This is a genomic window from Streptomyces sp. NPDC015130, assembly GCF_043080005.1.
Taxonomy (GTDB): Bacteria; Actinomycetota; Actinomycetes; order Streptomycetales; family Streptomycetaceae; genus Streptomyces.
Map to the genome: position 1 here is coordinate 396,046 of NZ_JBIBVC010000006.1, position 16,456 is coordinate 412,501.

16 protein-coding genes are annotated in these 16,456 nt (G+C 72.9%); 14 read left to right on the forward strand and 2 right to left on the reverse strand.

Features of this window, described 5'->3' with window-relative positions:
• Positions 1-141 precede the first annotated feature (141 nt).
• The 9 genes from hrcA to ACF08F_RS15675 all read left to right on the forward strand — a co-directional run bounded on the left by hrcA (position 142) and on the right by ACF08F_RS15675 (position 9,231).
• Complete coding sequence (hrcA, locus tag ACF08F_RS15635; RefSeq protein WP_392299006.1) at positions 142-1,161, forward strand: heat-inducible transcriptional repressor HrcA; 1,020 nt, start codon at positions 142-144, stop codon at positions 1,159-1,161.
• Positions 1,162-2,298, forward strand: a complete 1,137-nt coding sequence (gene dnaJ / locus ACF08F_RS15640) for a molecular chaperone DnaJ (RefSeq protein ID WP_392299007.1) — start codon at positions 1,162-1,164, stop codon at positions 2,296-2,298.
• Between the two features lie 155 nt (positions 2,299-2,453).
• Entirely contained in the window at positions 2,454-3,536 is a 1,083-nt protein-coding gene (locus ACF08F_RS15645; RefSeq protein WP_392299008.1) for a nitronate monooxygenase, read from the forward strand.
• Positions 3,533-4,276, forward strand: coding sequence for a 16S rRNA (uracil(1498)-N(3))-methyltransferase (locus ACF08F_RS15650; protein WP_392299009.1), 744 nt, complete (start codon positions 3,533-3,535; stop codon positions 4,274-4,276). The genes ACF08F_RS15645 and ACF08F_RS15650 overlap by 4 nt, the downstream gene beginning before the upstream one ends.
• A gap of 130 nt (positions 4,277-4,406) precedes the next feature.
• Positions 4,407-5,744 carry an ATP-binding protein gene (locus ACF08F_RS15655; protein WP_392299010.1) on the forward strand — a complete coding sequence of 446 codons (1,338 nt, stop codon included), beginning with the start codon at positions 4,407-4,409 and terminating at the stop codon, positions 5,742-5,744.
• Positions 5,741-6,835, forward strand: coding sequence for a tetratricopeptide repeat protein (locus tag ACF08F_RS15660; RefSeq protein WP_392299011.1), 1,095 nt, complete (start codon positions 5,741-5,743; stop codon positions 6,833-6,835). The genes ACF08F_RS15655 and ACF08F_RS15660 overlap by 4 nt, the downstream gene beginning before the upstream one ends.
• Before the next feature lie 109 nt (positions 6,836-6,944).
• Positions 6,945-7,304, forward strand: a complete 360-nt coding sequence (locus ACF08F_RS15665; protein WP_392299012.1) for a histidine triad nucleotide-binding protein — start codon at positions 6,945-6,947, stop codon at positions 7,302-7,304.
• A gap of 3 nt (positions 7,305-7,307) precedes the next feature.
• Positions 7,308-8,210 (forward strand): ribonuclease Z, encoded by a 903-nt coding sequence (locus ACF08F_RS15670; RefSeq protein ID WP_392299013.1) that lies wholly within the window; start codon positions 7,308-7,310, stop codon positions 8,208-8,210.
• A 22-nt stretch (positions 8,211-8,232) separates the two neighbouring features.
• Positions 8,233-9,231, forward strand: coding sequence for an adenosine deaminase (locus ACF08F_RS15675; protein ID WP_392299123.1), 999 nt, complete (start codon positions 8,233-8,235; stop codon positions 9,229-9,231).
• Between the two features lie 76 nt (positions 9,232-9,307).
• Here ACF08F_RS15675 and ACF08F_RS15680 read toward each other — a convergent pair whose 3' ends face one another.
• Positions 9,308-10,051: a class I SAM-dependent methyltransferase gene (locus tag ACF08F_RS15680; RefSeq protein WP_392299014.1), complete on the reverse strand. Its 744-nt coding sequence runs from the start codon at positions 10,049-10,051 to the stop codon at positions 9,308-9,310.
• Between the two features lie 227 nt (positions 10,052-10,278).
• A complete protein-coding gene (locus ACF08F_RS15685; protein ID WP_392299015.1) occupies positions 10,279-11,628 on the reverse strand; it encodes an MFS transporter in 1,350 nt (449 codons plus the stop codon).
• A 253-nt stretch (positions 11,629-11,881) separates the two neighbouring features.
• On the opposite strand from ACF08F_RS15685, the gene ACF08F_RS15690 reads away from it, so the two are divergent.
• The 5 genes from ACF08F_RS15690 to ACF08F_RS15710 all read left to right on the forward strand — a co-directional run bounded on the left by ACF08F_RS15690 (position 11,882) and on the right by ACF08F_RS15710 (position 16,313).
• Positions 11,882-13,000, forward strand: a complete 1,119-nt coding sequence (locus ACF08F_RS15690; protein ID WP_392299016.1) for a carbohydrate kinase family protein — start codon at positions 11,882-11,884, stop codon at positions 12,998-13,000.
• 105 nt (positions 13,001-13,105) lie between these two features.
• On the forward strand, positions 13,106-14,152 hold the full coding sequence (locus ACF08F_RS15695) for a PhoH family protein (protein WP_392299017.1): 1,047 nt from the start codon (positions 13,106-13,108) through the stop codon (positions 14,150-14,152).
• Positions 14,153-14,164: 12 nt separating this feature from the next.
• Entirely contained in the window at positions 14,165-14,662 is a 498-nt protein-coding gene (gene ybeY, locus ACF08F_RS15700; protein ID WP_392299018.1) for an rRNA maturation RNase YbeY, read from the forward strand.
• A gap of 5 nt (positions 14,663-14,667) precedes the next feature.
• Positions 14,668-15,963: a hemolysin family protein gene (locus tag ACF08F_RS15705; protein ID WP_392299019.1), complete on the forward strand. Its 1,296-nt coding sequence runs from the start codon at positions 14,668-14,670 to the stop codon at positions 15,961-15,963.
• The gene (locus ACF08F_RS15710; protein ID WP_392299020.1) at positions 15,960-16,313 is read left to right on the forward strand and encodes an MmcQ/YjbR family DNA-binding protein; all 354 of its coding nucleotides are present in this window, start codon (positions 15,960-15,962) and stop codon (positions 16,311-16,313) included. The genes ACF08F_RS15705 and ACF08F_RS15710 overlap by 4 nt, the downstream gene beginning before the upstream one ends.
• The last annotated feature ends 143 nt before the right edge of the window (positions 16,314-16,456 follow it).

Genomic DNA, 16,456 nt, shown 5'->3' on the forward strand with positions numbered 1-16,456 from the left:
CGCTAGCCGGTGCGCGCCCGCCTCCTTGCCAGGAGCGTTGCCCGCCGCCGTACACTGGCCGGGGGATTGCTGGCACTCGGGCAGGGCGAGTGCCAAAAGCGGAGCAACCGGAACGACGACGACAGCTGGAGGTGCGCACGAATGCTCAGCGAACGCAGACTCGAGGTCCTGCGCGCCATCGTCCAGGACTACGTCGGGACGGAGGAGCCGGTCGGCTCGAAGGCGCTCACCGAGCGCCACAAGCTCGGCGTCTCGCCCGCGACCGTCCGCAACGACATGGCGGTGCTGGAGGAGGAGGGGTACATCGCCCAGCCCCACACCAGCGCCGGACGCATTCCGACCGACAAGGGCTACCGGCTCTTCGTCGACCGGCTGGCCGGCGTCAAGCCGCTGTCGACGCCCGAGCGGCGGGCCATCCACAACTTCCTCGACGGCGCGGTCGACCTCGACGACGTCGTCGGCCGTACGGTGCGGCTGCTCGCGCAGCTGACCCGTCAGGTCGCCGTCGTCCAGTACCCCTCGCTGACCCGTTCGACCGTCCGGCACGTGGAGCTGCTCGCGCTGGCCCCGGCCCGCCTGATGCTCGTGCTCATCACGGACACCGGCCGCGTCGAGCAGCGTGTCGTCGACTGCGCCGCGCCCTTCGGCGAGACCTCCCTCGCCGACCTGCGGGCCCGGCTCAACAGCCGGGTCGTCGGCCGCCGGTTCGCCGACGTGCCGCAGCTGGTGCAGGACCTCCCCGAGTCCTTCGAGGAGATCGAGGACCGCGCCACGGTCTCGACCGTGCTCGCGACCCTCCTCGAAACGCTCGTGGAGGAGCACGAGGAGCGGCTGATGATCGGCGGCACCGCCAATCTGACCCGCTTCGGACACGACTTCCCCCTGATGATCAGGCCCGTCCTGGAGGCCCTGGAGGAGCAGGTCGTGCTCCTCAAGCTGCTCGGCGAGGCCAAGGAATCGGGCATGACCGTACGCATCGGGCACGAGAACGCCCACGAGGGGCTGAGCTCCACCTCGGTCGTCTCGGTCGGTTACGGTTCGGGCGGCGAAGCAGTCGCCAAACTCGGCGTGGTCGGACCGACCCGCATGGACTACCCCGGAACGATGGGAGCGGTACGCGCAGTGGCACGTTACGTCGGACAGATCCTGGCGGAGTCGTAAGTGGCCACGGACTACTACGCCGTACTCGGCGTGCGCCGCGACGCTTCCCAGGACGAGATCAAGAAGGCTTTCCGGAGGCTCGCTCGCGAGCTGCACCCGGACGTCAACCCTGATCCGAAGACGCAGGAGCGCTTCAAGGAGATCAACGCCGCCTACGAGGTCCTCTCGGACCCGCAGAAGAAGCAGGTCTACGACCTCGGCGGCGACCCCCTGTCGGCCTCCGGCGGTGGTGGCGCGGGCGGCTTCGGCGCGGGTGGCTTCGGCAACTTCTCCGACATCATGGACGCCTTCTTCGGCACGTCCCAGCAGCGCGGTCCGCGCTCGCGGACGCGCCGCGGCCAGGACGCCATGATCCGCCTGGAGATCGACCTCAACGAGGCGGCCTTCGGCACCACCAAGGACATCCAGGTCGACACGGCCGTCGTCTGCACCACCTGTTCGGGTGAGGGCGCGGCGCCCGGCACGTCCGCGCAGACCTGTGACATGTGCCGCGGCCGCGGCGAGGTCTCCCAGGTCACGCGGTCCTTCCTGGGCCAGGTCATGACCTCCCGGCCCTGCCCGCAGTGCCAGGGCTTCGGCACCGTCGTCCCGACCCCGTGCCACGAGTGCGCGGGCGACGGCCGGGTCCGGTCCCGCCGCACGCTCACCGTCAAGATCCCGGCCGGTGTCGACAACGGCACCCGGATCCAGCTCGCGGGCGAGGGCGAGGTCGGCCCCGGCGGCGGCCCCGCCGGAGACCTGTACGTCGAGATCCACGAGATCCCGCACGAGACGTTCCAGCGGCGCGGCGACGACCTGCACTGCACGGTGACCATCCCGATGACGGCGGGCGCGCTCGGCACCAAGGTGCCGCTGCAGACCCTCGACGGCATCGAGGAGATCGACATCCGCCCGGGCACGCAGTCCGGCCAGTCGGTCCCGCTGCACGGCCGTGGCGTCACGCACCTGCGGGGCAACGGCCGGGGCGACCTGATCGTGCACGTCGAGGTGCAGACCCCGGGCAAGCTCGACGCGGAGCAGGAGCGGCTCCTGCGCGAGCTGGCCAAGCTCCGCGGCGAGGAGCGCCCCACGGGCCAGTTCCAGCCCGGGCAGCAGGGCCTGTTCTCGCGTCTGAAGGACGCGTTCAACGGGCGGTAAGGCAGCAGGGCCTGTGCTCTCCGGCGGCTGAAGGACGACTTCGGCGGGCGGTGGCAGGCGAGGGGCAAGGGCGGTACCCGTGGTTCACGGGTGCCGCCCTTTCCCGTCCCGCCCACCGATTCGGCCCGCCGACACGCTCATGAAACGATGCCCGTATGTCCACCACCGCACTGAACGATCTCTTTCGGTTTCCGATCGTGCAGGCCCCCATGGCGGGTGGCGCTTCCTGTCCCGAGCTCGTCGGAGCCGTCTGCGAGGCCGGTGCGCTCGGCTTCCTGGCCGGCGGGTACAAGACGGCCGGAGGGCTGTACCAGGAGATCAAGCGGGTACGCGGGCTGACCTCGCGGCCCTTCGGCGTCAACCTCTTCCTGCCGCCGGGCGGCCCGCACGCCGACCCCGCCGCCGTCGAGGTCTACCGGCACCAGCTCGCGGGCGAGGCGACCTGGTACGACACCTCCCTCGGCGAGGCCGACGAGGGCCGTGACGACGGGTACGACGCCAAACTGGCGATCCTCCTGGAGGACCCGGTCCGCGTCGTCTCCTTCACCTTCGGCTGCCCCGCCCCCGAGACGCTCGCCGCCTTCGCCCGTGCCGGAACGTTCACGCTCGTCACCGTCACCTCCGCCGAGGACGCCGTCGCCGCCCAGCAGGCCGGGGCGGACGCCGTCTGCGTCCAGGGCGCCGAGGCGGGCGGCCACCAGAGCACGTACCGCGACGACCCGGCCGACGACGGCACCCCGGGGACCGGGCTCCTCGCCCTCGTCACCGAGGTCCGCGAGAGCGTCGCGCTCCCGATCGTCGCCACCGGCGGGATCATGCGGGGCGCGCAGATCGCCGCCGCGCTCGCCGCCGGGGCCGACGCCGCCCAGCTCGGCACCGCCTTCCTCCCCTGTCCCGAGTCCGGCGCGCACCCGCTGCACAAGCGGGCCCTGACCGATCCGCTGTTCACCCGGACCGCCTTCACCCGGGCCTTCTCCGGCCGGCCGGCGCGCGGGCTCGTCAACCGCTTCATGCGGGAGCACGGGCCGTACGCCCCCGCCGCCTACCCCGAGGTCCACCACCTCACCGCCCCGCTCCGCAAGGCCGCCGCCACCTCCGGCGACGCCCAGGGCATGGCCCTGTGGGCCGGGCAGGGCCACCGTCTCGCCCGCGAACTCCCCGCCGGGCAGCTCGTCGAGGTCCTGACCGCCGAACTCGACACCGCACTCTCCGACCTGGCTCACAGGAGCGCCTCATGACCGCACCCGTCTTCGTCGTCGACACCATCCCGGACACCCGGCTCTTCGTCCTGGACGGGCCCGAGGGCCGCCACGCCGTCTCCGTGAAGCGGCTGAACCCGGGGGAGGACGTCGTCCTGACCGACGGCCGGGGCCGCTGGGCCGACTGCGTGGTCTCCGCCGCGGAGGGCAAGGACCGGCTGACGGTGGAGCTCTCCACCGTGCACGAGGACCCCGCGGAGGAGCCGCACGTCACCGTCGTCCAGGCGCTGCCCAAGGGCGACCGGGGCGAACTCGCCGTCGAGACCATGACGGAGACCGGCGTCGACGCGATCGTGCCCTGGGCCGCCGCCCGCTGCATCACCCAGTGGAAGGGCGACCGCGGCCTCAAGGCGCTCGCCAAGTGGCGCTCCACCGCCCGCGAGGCGGGCAAGCAGTCCCGCCGCACCCGATTCCCCGAGGTCGCCGACCTGATGACGACCAAGCAGGTCGCCGCGCTCCTCGCGGCCGCCGACTTCGCCGGCGTCCTGCACGAGGACCGCGAGCACGGCAGCGACGCGCTGGCCACCGTGGAACTGCCCGCGAAGGGCTCGATCGTGCTGGTCGTCGGCCCCGAGGGCGGGGTCTCCCCGGACGAGCTCGCGGCCTTCGAGGCGGCCGGGGCGAAGCCGTACCGGCTGGGCCGCAGCGTCCTGCGCACCTCCACGGCGGGTACGGCGGCGACGGCCCTGGTCCTGGCGCGCACCGGCCGCTGGAGCTGACCGCACCGGGCCGACCGGGGCCCGGGGGTCTGTCACGTCCGCCGCGTCCCCCCGCGTCCGGCGGGGTGCGGACGTGTTTTTGCCGGAACCCGGTGGACGGCCGCCCCCGGGTCCTTCATAGGGTGGCCGCATGGCCGACGAGTCCCCTCTGATCCGCAGTCTGCGCACCGCCGTTGCCGCCGCGCCCGGTGACGTGCCCCTGCGCCTCCACTTCGCCGAGCTGCTCCTTTCCGAGGGGCGCAACGAGGAGGCCGTCGCGGAGGCGGCCGTCGCCCTCCAGCACGCGCCCGGGGACGCGGACGCCCGCGCGCTGATGATGCGGGCGATGGGCGTGCCCTCGGGTCCGGTGCCGGAGCCGGGCCCCGTGCCGGTGCAGCCGCCCGTGCCCGAGGAGCCCGCGGCGCCGGAGGCGGCGCCCGCGCAGCCCGAGGCGCCCGCCCCGTCCGCCCCGGCGGAGTCCGCCGCCGCCCCCGACTTCGACTGGGACGCCGCCGAGCAGCAGGTCCAGGACCTCGTCGGTCCCCGCTTCCTGGAGGACCCGCAGGCCGAGGGCGGCGAGGGCCTCGCCGGGGACGCCGCCGCCTGGGACGTGGACGCCCCCGGAGCCGTACGCCTCGCCGACGTCGGCGGCATGGAGGAGGTCAAGGACCGCCTGGAGGCAGCCTTCCTCGCGCCCATGCGCAATCCCGAACTGCGAAGGCTGTACGGCAAGTCGCTGCGCGGCGGCCTGCTCCTGTACGGGCCGCCCGGCTGCGGCAAGACGTTCATCGCCCGGGCCGTCGCGGGCGAGCTCGGCGCGAACTTCCTCACGGTCTCGCTCTCCGACGTCCTGGACATGTGGATCGGGGCCTCCGAGAAGAACATCCACGACATCTTCGAGACGGCCCGCCGCCAGGCCCCCTGCGTCGTCTTCCTCGACGAGCTGGACGCCCTCGGCGCCAAGCGCTCCCGCACGCACCACAGCGGCCTGCGCAACGTCGTCAACCAGCTGCTCACCGAGCTCGACGGCATCGCGAGCGGCGCCGGGAACGAAGGCGTCTTCGTGCTCGCCGCCACCAACGTGCCCTGGGACGTGGACATCGCGCTGCGCCGCCCCGGCCGCCTCGACCGCACGCTCCTCGTGCTGCCGCCCGACGCCACCGCCCGGGAGGCGATCCTCCGCTACCACCTGCGCGAGCGCCCCATCGAGGCCGTCGACCTCGGCAAGCTCGTCAAGGTCACCGAGGACTTCTCCGGCGCCGACCTCGCCCACCTCTGCGAGTCCGCCGCCGAGGCCGCGCTCCTCGACTCCGCCCGCACCGGCTCCGTACGCCTCATCACCACCAAGGACCTCCTCGGCGCGGCCAAGCAGATCAAGCCGTCCACGGAGCCGTGGTTCGCCGCCGCGCGGAACGTCGCCATGTTCGCGAACGAGGGCGGGCTGTACGACGACCTCCTCGCCCACCTGAAGCGGAAGCGGAAGCTGTGACCACCCCGACCGCGCTGCTGCGCGCCGAGGCGCTGTACGACACCGGACGGTTCGAGCAGGCCGGGGCCCTCGTCGCCCAGCACCTGGCGACCGACCCGGAGGACGCCGACGCCCTCGTCCTGCTCGCCCGCTGCCACCACCGGGCCGGCGACGCCCCGGCCGCCCTGGCCGCCGTGGAACAGGCGCTGCGCGTCCAGCCCGAGCTGCTCATGGGCTGGCTGATGCGCGTCCAGATCCTGCTGGCCCTGAAGCGGTTCCCGGACGCCGAGGCGAGCGCCCGGCACGCCGTCGAACTCGCCCCGCAGTACTGGGGCACCCACTACGCGCTCGGCACGGCCCTCGCCGAGCACGCCGAGCGCACCCGCACCCCCGGCCGCGCGCACGAGGCCTACGAGGCGGCGCGGGCCGCCGTCGCCCTCGGCCCCGAGGAGGACGCGGCGCACTTCCTGGTGGGCCTGACCGCCCAGCGCCGGGGCGACCACGCCACCGCACAGCGGGCGTACGAGACGGCCCTGCGGCTCAACCCGCAGAGCAGCGAGGCCCACAACAACCTCTCGCTGCTGCGGCTGCGCCGCCGCTGGTTCCGGCGCGGGGCCTGGACGCAGGCCGCCGAGGGCTTCGTGGCCTCCGCCGCGCTCGACCTCGACGACCGCAAGGCCCGCTACAACCTGGAGGCCATGGCCTGGAACACGGCGGCCGGCGCCCGCTGGGTGGCCCTCCTCGGCTTCATCGCCTCCGCCGTGGCGATCGCCTGGATCCCGGTCGGCGCGGGCTGGTCCGACGCGGCCGTCCCCCTTCTGCTCGGCGGCGCCGTGCTCCTGGGCGCCTGGGCCGGGTGGGCGGTCTGGATGGCCCGCCGGGTGCCGCCGCGGCTGCGCCGCCCCCTGCTCCTCGTGGCGCGCAACTGCCGTCCCGTGCTGTTCATGGCCGGGGCCGTCGGGCTCCTCGGGCTCTACTCGCTCGCCGCGCTCGCCCTGTGGTCCTTCGACTCGGGGGTGGTGAGCGGATTCGGCACGCCCCTGTTCTGGGGCGTGATCGTCACGTACTGGGTGAGCCGCTCGGCCCTGAACCGCCGCGCGCCCAAGGACTGATCGGGCGGACGGCCGTGGGTCGCGATCCTGCCGGCGGCGGCCGATAGCATTCCTGGTGGTGCGGACCCCTGTCCGCACCCGACACCACAGAGGCGAGGAGGCCCGGGCCATGGCCGGAGAGCCGCAGAGCGACTGCCTGTTCTGCAAGATCGTGGCAGGGGAGGTGCCGGCGACGATCGTGCGCGAGACGGAGACGACCGTCGCGTTCCGCGACATCAACCCGCAGGCGCCGACGCACGTCCTGGTCATCCCGCGCCTCCACTACCCGGACGCCGCCTCGCTGGCCGCCGCCGCGCCGACCGTCGCCGCCGACATACTGCGTGAGGCCGGCGAGGTCGCCGCCCAGGACAAGGTCGACGGCCACGGCTTCCGGATCGTCTTCAACACCGGCGCCGGCGCGGGCCAGACCGTCTTCCACGCCCACGCGCACGTGCTGGGCGGCCGCGGCCTCAACTGGCCTCCCGGCTAAGCCGTGTCCGTACGCGAACTGGTCGTCCTCGGGACCGCGAGCCAGGTCCCGACCCGGCACCGCAACCACAACGGCTACCTGCTGCGCTGGGACGGCCGGGGCATCCTCTTCGATCCGGGCGAGGGCACCCAGCGCCAGATGCTGCGGGCCGGGGTCGCCGCGCACGACCTCGACCGGATCTGCGTGACGCACTTCCACGGCGACCACTCGCTCGGCCTGGCCGGGGTGATCCAGCGGATCAACCTCGACCAGGTCCCGCACCCGGTCACCGCCCACTACCCGGCGAGCGGGCAGCACTTCTTCGAGCGGCTGCGGTACGCCACGGCCTACCGCGAGACCGTGAAGCTGACCGAGTCGCCGGTCGCCGCCGACGGGCCGCTCGCGGTCACGGAGGCGTTCACCCTGGACGCGCGCAGGCTCTCGCACCCCGTCGAGTCGTACGGCTACCGGGTCATCGAGCCCGACGGGCGCCGGATCCTGCCCGAGAAGCTCGCCGCGTACGGCATCAAGGGCCCCGACGTGGGCCGGATCCAGCGGGAGGGCGGCCTGAACGGCGTCTCCCTCGACGAGGTCAGCGAGGTCCGGCGCGGCCAGCGCTTCGCGTTCGTCATGGACACCCGCCTCTGCGACGGGGTGCACGCGCTCGCCGAGGGCGCCGACATGCTGGTCATCGAGTCGACCTTCCTCGATGAGGACGTCCGGCTCGCCACGGACCACGGCCATCTGACGGCCGGACAGGCGGCGGCCGTCGCGCGCGACGCGGGCGTGCGGCACCTCGTCCTGACGCACTTCTCCCAGCGCTACAGCGACCCGGGCGAGTTCGAGCGGCAGGCGCGGGCGGCCGGGTTCGACGGCGAACTGAGCATTGCCCAGGACCTCATGAGGGTCCCCGTACCGAAGAGATAGAGCACCACCCATGCACCTCCCGGTGGGCCTCCCCAAGGCCGAACTGCACCTCCACATCGAAGGCACCCTCGAACCCGAGCTGGCCTTCGCGCTCGCCGCGCGCAACGGCGTCACCCTGCCGTACGCGGACACCACCGCCCTGCGCGAGGCGTACGAGTTCAGCGACCTCCAGTCCTTCCTGGACCTCTACTACGGCCTGATGGCGGTCCTGCGCACCGCCGAGGACTTCACCGAGCTCGCCGACGCCTATCTGGAGCGGGCCGCGGCCCAGGGCGTCCGGCATGCCGAGATCTTCTTCGACCCGCAGGCCCACACCGCCCGCGGCGTCCCGATCGGCACCGTGATCGAGGGCCTCGGGGCACCCCTCGACCGGTCCGAGGAGCGGTACGGGATCTCGACCCGGCTCATCCTGTGCTTCCTGCGCGACGAGTCCGCCGAGTCGGCCCTGGCCACGCTGGAGGCCGCGAAGCCGTACCTGCACCGGATCACCGGCGTCGGTCTGGACTCGGCGGAGGTCGGCCACCCGCCGGCGAAGTTCCGCGAGGTGTACGAGGAGGCCGCCCGGCTCGGGCTGCGCCGCGTCGCCCACGCGGGCGAGGAGGGTCCCGCGGCGTACGTCCGCGAGGCCCTCGACGTCCTCGGCGTGGAGCGGATCGACCACGGCCTGCGCTGCATGGAGGACCCGGAGCTGGTCGTCCGGCTGGCCCGCGAGCGGGTGCCGCTGACGCTCTGCCCCCTGTCGAACGTCCGGCTCCGCGTCATCGACACCCTCGCCGACCACCCGCTCCGCGCGATGATGGAGGCGGGCCTGCTGGTGACGGTGAACTCCGACGACCCGGCCTACTTCGGCGGCTACGCGGGCGACAACTTCGACGCGGTGGAGGCCGCCCTGGCCCTGGAGCCGGAGCAGCTCCGGGCCCTCGCCCGCAACTCCTTCGAGGCCTCCTTCCTGGAGGACGACGAGCCCCGCCGGGCCCGGTACCTCGCGGCGGTCGAGGCCTACGACTTCGGAGCCGAGTAGTCCCGGCCGGCCCGCGCGGCCGCCCCGCCCCCCGGCGGGCGGCCGCGCGGACCGGACCGTGTCGGGCCGGACCCGCTCAGGCGCGGCAGCGGAGCAGCTCCAGCGGCGGGTTGGAGCGGAGGTCCGCCCAGAACTCCTCGCCGTACTCGCGGACACCGGACTCGGACACCGACAGCGGCACCCACTCCAGCGCGCCGAACCCGGCCGTCTTCAGGCAGTGCTCGTAGACCTCGCGGCGCGGGCACGTGGTGATGATGGTGATCGGCTCCGGGAGGAGGGCCGTGAGCCGCCCCCGGACGCCCGTCTCGATCACCTCGTCGGTCGCCTCGCAGACGAAGCCGTACTTGTCCAGCGGCGGGCCGTCGAACCGGTAGTCGGGCTTCTGGACGAGCAGGAAGAACTCCCCGCCCGGCACCAGGCTCCGGTGGATGTTGGCGCACATCCGTTCCATCTCCGCGATGTCCCCGGCGTAGTTGAGACACTGCACGCCGAGCGCGATGTCGTAGCGCCGGTCGAGGGTCCGCAGTTCGGCCACGTCGCCGACCTCGTACGAGACGCCCAGCGGGTCCCGCGCGTCGATCTCCCGGGCGGCGGCGATCATCTCGACGGAGATGTCCACGCCGAAGACCTCGGCGGCGCCGCGCCGCTTGAACTCCCTGCTGTAGAAGCCGGTGCCGCACGCCAGGTCGAGGACCGACTTCCCGGTCACGTCCCCCACCAGGCCCAGGAAGCTGGGCACCTCGCCGTAGCGCATCAGCGGCAGGGACTTGAATCCCTCGAAGGCCTCGCCGATCGCGTCGTACTGGTCCTGCACGCTCACGTGCTTCCCCCATCTACGTGTCGTCGTCCTGTGGGCGGCCACGCCGAACAGCCCTCCGGAACAGGAGGGTTGGCCGGCGGTGGTCGTGGCAGTGAGTCTGCGCCCGCCCCTTCCGGACGCCGTATTGGCGGATCGCACGAAGAAGTCGGGTGAGTGGCGCTCATATCACCCGACAGGCAGATCCGCCGCGGGAGGATCACCGCAGGTGGCGGAGGGCGGAACCGTCGCTACCCGCGGTCCGAGGGCCGCGCCAGGCGGAAGGCCGACTTCGCCGTACGGCGACGGGCCGAGGGGACGGGGAACTCGGTCACCGGCTGTTCCGGGGCGCCCATCTGCGGGACGAGCGCGGAGGAGGCCGAGGCCGTGCCCGCGAGGACGGCGGCGGGGGCGCCGCCGCGGCGCCGGACGGAGCCCGGGACGAGCGGCCGGCCGGAGGCGTGGCGGGCCACGGCCGTCATGGGCACCGCGACGAGGAGGAGCAGGGAGCAGAGGACCACGCCCATGCCCGTGTACCCGGCGCTCTCCGAGAGCAGGCTGCCGACGACGGGGCCGCAGGCCACGCCCAGGGAGGAGGCCGAGCCGACCAGGACGGCCCAGCGGCCGCGCGGGTCGAGGGAGGCGGCCAGGCCCAGGAGGTACGAGAGGACGACCGGATAGACGGCGTTCCACAGGATCTCGCCGGTCGCGAAGGAGGCCAGGCTCCCGGCGGCCGAGCTCAGGAGCACGCAGGCAGCGATGACGGCGGTGCCCACCCCGATCGGCACCGCCCGGCCGAGGCGCGAGCCGAGCGCGCCCGCCGCCGTGACCCCGACGAGTCCCGCGCCCAGCGCCGCCGCGAAGACGGCGCCGACGGCGACCTCGGAGAGGCCGGCCTGGGTGAGCCCGATCCGGCCGCTGACGCCCCAGAGCGCGTTCTGGGCGAGGGACCAGCACAGGATGCCCGCGGCGAGCACGGCCCCGGCCCGGCGGTGGGGCAGCGGGCCGGCGGGGGCGGCGGCCGCATCCGGGCGGCCGAGCCCGGAGCCCGCACGTGACGCCCCGGGCAGCCGGGCCGTCAGCGGCCACACCAGGGCCGCCGCGCAGGCGATGGCGAGCAGCGGGGGCGCGTGCCCGGCGCTCAGGTGCGGCAGCGTGAGGTAGAGGGCGCCCGCGGTCGCCGAGACCGTGAGCAGACCCAGGGACGAGGCCCGGTGCGGGTCGGGCTGTCCGGCGATCCCGGCCGCGGCGACCGCGGTCGCCGTGCCCGAGCCGAGGCCGCCGAGGACGGCGCCGGCGACCACCAGCGGCACGGAGTGGGTCGCGGCGGCGGAGCCGTACCCGACCGCCATGGCCAGGAGGCCCGCGCGGGCCGCCGTGCGGGGGCCGATCCGCTCCCCGCGCGCGGCGAGGGTGAATCCGGCGGTGGAGGAGCCGAGCAGCAGGACGGAGCCGATCAGGCCCGCCTGGGAGGGGCCGATGCCGAGCCCCGAGGCGAGGCGGCCGACGACGGTCGGCAGCAGGTACGGGGCGAGGTAACCGGCGGTGAAGAGGGCGACGAGGGCGACGAGGGCCCCCGAGCCGCGAGGCCGCGACGACATGGGCGTTCCCGGGAACGAAAAGGGAGGGTGGAGCGCCCGATGGTGCGCGGGGCACGGGGTCGCGGAACCATGTGTATCAAGCAGGTGAGTTGTCCGAGAAGGAGATGTCCGGGAGTAATGTGTGTGATCCGGGTCACCATCGGTTTGGCGTGCCGGTTTCCGGGTAACGGTCGAGCTTCCTCGTGCGTCCCACCCGTCACCTGGTCCTCATCGGGCACACTGAACTGATCCGCACCACGTTCGGGGAGCCGCCGTGAGCACAGCAAGGGGAGACCAGCCGCAACACGACGCCGGGGTCGACCCGTTGGTGTGCCTGCGCGAGCCCACCGACCCCAGCTGCGACGTCTTCCTGACCGGCACCGTCTTCCTCGACATCATCTTCACCGGCCTCGACAGCGCCCCCGTCCGCGGCACCGAGTCCTGGGCCCGCGGCATGGGCTCCAGCCCCGGCGGCGTCGCCAACATGGCCACCGCCCTCGCCCGCCTCGGTCTGCGCACCTCCCTCGCCGCCGCCTTCGGCGACGACCACTACGGCGAGTACTGCTGGGACGCCCTGGAGCAGGGCGAGGGCATCGACCTGACGCTCTCCCGCACCGTCCCCGGCTGGCACTCCCCGGTCACCGTCTCCATGGCCTACGAGGGCGAGCGGACCATGGTCTCCCACGGCCACGAGGCCCCGCCGCTCGACGGCGCCCTGCCCGCCTACCCGCCGCACGCCCGCGCCGCCGTCGCCTCCCTCGTCCCCGGGCGCAGCGAGGAGTGGGTCGCTCAGGCCGCGCGCGGCGGCGCCAAGGTCTTCGCCGACGTCGGCTGGGACGACACCGGCCGCTGGGACCTGGCGGGCCTCACGGACCTGGAGCACTGCGAGGCCTTCCTGCCCAACGCCGCCGAGGCCATGCGGTACACCCGCACCGACTGCCCCCGGGCCGCCGCCCGCGCCCTCGCCGACAAGGTCCGCTACGCCGTGGTCACCCTCGGTGCCGAGGGCGCCTACGCCGTCGACGGCGCCACCGGCGAGACCGCCGAGGTCCCCGCCATCCAGGTCTCCGCCCTCGACCCGACCGGCGCCGGGGACGTCTTCGTCGCCGGATTCGTCACCGGCACCCTCGCCGACTGGCCCCTCGCCGACCGGCTCGCCTTCGCGGGCCTCACCGCCGCCCTCTCCGTCCAGGAGTTCGGCGGCTCGCTCTCCGCCCCCACCTGGGGCGAGATCGCCGCCTGGTGGCAGCACGTCCAGGGCCACGCCCAGCAGGACCCGGAGGCCCTGCGCGGCCGGTACGCCTTCCTGGAGCGACTCCTTCCGGCCCCCGCGCGCGCCTGGCCGCTGCGCCGGGCCGTGCCCACGATCGGCTTCCGTGCGGCCGCTTCGTAAATCCCTTCGGGCCGTCGCCGCCAGGTCGTAGGCTGGTAACCCGAGAGGTTGTCGAGCAGCGAGAACCCCGCAACGGGAGGTATGCGCAGGCCACAGTGCCGGCCCATGACTCAGACACCCACAGCCCATGACGGAGCGTCCCTCGACGGGACGTCCGACCAGGCCCGTGCCCAGTTCACCGTCCCCGCCAAGCATCCGATGGTGAGCCTCCTGGGCTCCGGTGACGCGCTGCTCCGCGTCATCGAGAAGTCCTTCCCGCGGGCCGACATCCATGTCCGGGGCAATCAGGTCAGCGCGGTCGGGGACGCGGCGGAAGTCGCCCTGATACAGCGCCTGTTCGACGAGATGATGCTGGTGCTCCGCACCGGTCAGCCGATGACGGAGGACGCAGTGGAACGCTCGATCGCCATGCTCAGGGCGAGCGACGACGGATCGGCGGACGGCGGCGGCGAGACCCCCGCAGAGGTGCTCACGCAGAACATCCTCTCCAGCCGGGGCCGCACGATCCGCCCCAAGACGCTCAACCAGAAGCGGTACGTCGACGCCATCGACAAGCACACGATCGTCTTCGGCATCGGCCCCGCCGGTACGGGCAAGACCTACCTCGCCATGGCCAAGGCGGTCCAGGCCCTGCAGTCCAAGCAGGTCACCCGGATCATCCTCACCCGGCCCGCCGTCGAGGCGGGCGAGCGGCTCGGCTTCCTGCCGGGCACGCTCTACGAGAAGATCGACCCCTACCTGCGGCCGCTCTACGACGCGCTGCACGACATGCTCGACCCCGACTCGATCCCCAAGCTCATGACGAACGGGACGATCGAGGTCGCGCCGCTGGCCTACATGCGAGGCAGGACGCTCAACGACGCGTTCATCATCCTCGACGAGGCGCAGAACACGAACCCCGAGCAGATGAAGATGTTCCTCACCCGTCTCGGCTTCGACTCGAAGATCGTCATCACCGGTGACGTCACCCAGGTCGACCTGCCGAACGGCACGAAGAGCGGTCTTCGTCAGGTCCGCGACATCCTGGACGGCGTCCCGGACGTCCACTTCTCGACGCTCACGTCGCAGGATGTCGTCCGGCACAAGCTCGTCGGCCGTATCGTCGACGCGTACGAGCAGTACGACAGCCGCAACGGCCGCAACGGGAAGTAGCAAAAAAGCACCATGTCGATCGACGTCAACAACGAGTCCGGTACCGAGGTCGACGAGCAGGCGATCCTCGACATCGCCCGCTACGCGCTCGCGCGCATGCGCATCCACCCGCTCTCCGAGCTCTCGGTGATCGTCGTGGACGCGGACGCCATGGAGCAGCTCCACATCCAGTGGATGGACCTGCCCGGGCCGACGGACGTCATGTCCTTCCCGATGGACGAGCTCCGTCCGCCGGCCAAGGACGACCAGGAGCCCCCGCAGGGGCTCCTGGGCGACATCGTGCTCTGCCCCGAGGTCGCCACCCAGCAGGGCAAGGACGCGCCGACGGAGCACTCCATGGACGAGGAGCTCCAGCTCCTCACGGTCCACGGCGTGCTCCACCTCCTCGGGTACGACCACGAGGAGCCCGAGGAGAAGGCCGAGATGTTCGGCCTCCAGGCGGCGATCGTCGACGGCTGGCGCGCGGAGAAGGGCCTCACCGGCCCGTCCCCCGCTCCGACCGTCTCCTGACCCGGATGGACGTCTCGCTGATCCTCGGCGCGGTCGCGCTGGTCGTCGTCGCCTGGCTCGCCGCCTGCGCCGAGGCCGGCCTCGCCCGCGTCTCCAGTTTCCGCGCCGCCGAGGCCGTCCGGTCCGGGCGGCGCGGGGCCGAGAAGCTCTCCCAGGTCGCCGCAGACCCGACCCGCTATCTCAACGTGGCGCTGCTCGTCCGCGTCGCCTGCGAGATGGCGGCCGGCGTCCTCGTCACGTACGCCTGCCTCGAAGCCTTCCCGGAGACCTGGGAGGCGCTGCTCGTCGCGATCGTCGTGATGGTCCTCGTCTCGTACGTCGCCGTCGGCGTCTCGCCGCGCACCATCGGCCGCCAGCACCCGCTGAACACGGCGACGGCCGCCGCGTACGTCCTGCTGCCGCTGGCCCGGATCATGGGGCCGATCCCGCAGCTCCTGATCCTCATCGGCAACGCGCTCACCCCGGGCAAGGGCTTCCGCAAGGGCCCCTTCGCCTCCGAGGCCGAGCTGCGGGCCATGGTCGACCTCGCCGAGCAGGAGTCGCTCATCGAGGACGAGGAGCGCCGCATGGTGCACTCCGTCTTCGAGCTGGGCGACACGCTCGTGCGGGAGGTCATGGTGCCGCGCACCGACCTCATCTGCATCGAGCGGTACAAGACGATCCGTCAGGCCCTCACGCTCGCGCTGCGCTCCGGCTTCTCCCGGATCCCGGTGACCGGCGAGAACGAGGACGACATCGTCGGCATCGTGTACCTGAAGGACCTCGTCCGGAAGACGCACATCAACCGCGACTCCGAGGCCGACCTCGTGTCGACCGCGATGCGGGCCGCCGCCTTCGTCCCCGACACCAAGAACGCCGGCGACCTGCTGCGCGAGATGCAGCAGGAGCGCAACCACGTCGCCGTCGTCATCGACGAGTACGGCGGCACGGCCGGCATCGTCACCATCGAGGACATCCTGGAGGAGATCGTCGGCGAGATCACCGACGAGTACGACCGGGAGCTGCCGCCCGTCCAGGACCTGGGCGAGGGCCGCCACCGCGTCACCGCCCGGCTCGACATCGGGGACCTCGGCGAGCTGTACGGCCTGGGCCCCGACGAGTACGACGACGAGGACGTGGAGACCGTCGGCGGACTGCTCGCCAAGGCCCTCGGCCGCGTCCCGATCGCGGGCGCGAAGGCCGTCGTGGAGCTGCCCGACGGGCGCTCGCTGCGGCTCACCGCGGAGGCCCCGGCCGGCCGCCGGAACAAGATCGTCACCGTGCTGGTGGAACCCCTGGAACCGGAGGACGAGGCGGCATGACCCCCGACGAGCTGCGCACGCTCTGCCTGGACTTCAACGACGCCTCGGAGGAGTTCCCCTTCGGGCCGGACACCTCCGTCTTCAAGGTCGCCGGGAAGATGTTCGCGCTGTCGTGGCTCGACGGGGACCCACTGAAGATCAACCTCAAGTGCGACCCGGACGAGGCGGTACGGCTCCGCGCGGAGCACCCCGCCGTCGCCCCCGGCTACCACATGAACAAGCGGCACTGGAACACCGTGACCGTCGGAGAGCTCCCGGACCGGATGGTCCGGGAGCTCGTCGAGGACTCGTACGACCTCGTCGTCGCCGGTCTGCCGAAGGCGGTACGGCTCCGCCTCGACCGCCCCTGACTCAGGAGCGGCGCCGCAGACCGAGGGCGACGAGCACCGCCGTACCGAGGACGATCGCCGCGTCCAGGGCGAGGACCGTGCGGACACCCCCGTACAGGTCCCCGCCCGTGGTCGCGAGGGCGGCGAAGCCGGAGTGGCTGGTC